This window comes from Salegentibacter haimaensis, assembly GCF_054121495.1.
The window spans coordinates 1-1,314 of the sequence record NZ_JBSYGH010000036.1; the positions used below are offsets into that span (position 1 = coordinate 1).

The window sequence follows — 1,314 nt, forward strand, 5'->3', positions numbered from 1 at the left end:
TGTAATAGCTCCGATCTTGTCTGACAGTTAAGAGTTTTTTTAGGCATTTTGATTCTTGGAATAATTCTGATTTAGGGGCTCGTCTGGAGCCCCTTGACCATTCCAGTCATCAGGTAAGTTATTCCTGACAGGTTGGTCTCCACCAGAGCCTGTTTCCGCTTCACCTACCTTTAATAAAGGTACGAGTTTTTCCGATTGTAAGTCCAGCATTTTTTCATCAGCCAAATATTTGCTATCCAGCAAAGTTTGCATCGGAGTTTTTCCAAAACAATGTTTTCCGGAGTGGGTTCTTTCATTGTTATAGTAGTTTAACCAATCATCCAGATCAGCTTGTATATCCTCAATGGAGGTGTAGATCTTTTTTCTAAAGGCAATGGCGTAAAACTCATCCTGAATCGTCCTATGGAAGCGTTCACAGATTCCGTTGGTTTGCGGACTTTTTGCCTTGGTTTTTGTATGATCTATATCCTCTATAGCCAGGTAAAGTTGATATTCGTGGTGCTCTCTATGGCCACAGAATTCTGTTCCTCTATCGCTTAATATTCTTAGAAGTCGTAAGTCTTGCTCTTCGTAGAAAGGTAAAACCCGATCATTTAGCATATCAGCAGCTACCAATGCATTTTTACGATCATAAAGTTTAGCATGGGCTACTTTACAATACGTGTCAATGAATGTTTGCTGATAGATTCTTCCAACTCCTTTGATAGTTCCCACATAATAGGTGTCCTGAGCTCCAAGATAGCCGGGGTGATGGGTTTCTATCTCTCCATGGGCTTTCTTTTCTTCTTTCGCTTTTTCTAAAGCATTGATTTGAGCATCAGTTAACACCATTCCATCTTGGGCCATTCTGGCTTCTAAGTACTTCAGCCTTTTTTTAAAAGTTTCCAGATCATTGCGTAACCATACACATCGAACACCTGCTGGTGAGATAAAAATTCCTTTCTTCTTGAGTTCATTGGAAGCGCGAAGTTGTCCATAAGCAGGATAATCAAAGGCCATCTGAATTACTGCTTTTTCTGTTTCTTCTTCAATCCTATTCTTGAGATTTGGCTTTCGTCTATTGAGCTCACGTAGAGCCAATTCACCTCCCTGGTCATAGAGTTCTTTAAAACGATAAAAACTATCCCTGCTATAACCAAAAAGTTTACAAGCCTGAGATACGTTTCCTAATTGTTCTGCTAACTGTAATAAACCTACTTTAGATTTAATTACCTTTGCTTCTGTATTCATTCTGACAGTTTTAAGGGTTAATATTTCTTGTTTCAACTCTTTAAATATAATCCTTAACTGTCAGATTTTATCGTGTCTATTTCA

1 pseudogene is annotated in these 1,314 nt (G+C 38.6%); it reads right to left on the bottom strand.

Annotated elements, in window-relative coordinates:
- Nucleotides 1-204: 204 nt before the first annotated feature.
- A pseudogene (locus ACW6QP_RS15345) lies at nucleotides 205-1,230 on the bottom strand (IS481 family transposase); the annotation flags it as partial.
- Between the last annotated feature and the right edge of the window lie 84 nt (nucleotides 1,231-1,314).